Genomic DNA, 243 nt, shown 5'->3' on the forward strand with positions numbered 1-243 from the left:
ATCTTCAAAGCAACGATCAGCTCAAAGGACAAGATTGACAAGATCCTTCATAACGTATCCAAGGCGCGGGGAAGAACAACGGTGCGACGGCGCTGCAGATCAGCGACGCCACCGCTGCCGAGGGCGCGCTGATCCTGCGCGACAACGGCGAGCGGGCGAGCGACGAATGGGGCGCATCGGCGGTGCTGGCGGGACTGGCGGGCAAGGTCGCCAGCCTGTTCGGCGAGGGCCGCAAGCCGCGCG

The 243-nt window shown here is 65.4% G+C and carries 1 protein-coding gene; it reads right to left on the reverse strand.

The window, feature by feature from the left end; translation table 11 throughout:
• Positions 1–47: 47 nt before the first annotated feature.
• A partial coding sequence (locus ACQG3P_RS22180; RefSeq protein ID WP_426806256.1) for a hypothetical protein occupies positions 48–243 on the reverse strand: 196 nt, incomplete at its 5' end.

Source organism: Stenotrophomonas sp. SrG (assembly GCF_050031795.1).
Classification (GTDB): Bacteria; Pseudomonadota; Gammaproteobacteria; order Xanthomonadales; family Xanthomonadaceae; genus Stenotrophomonas; species Stenotrophomonas rhizophila_A.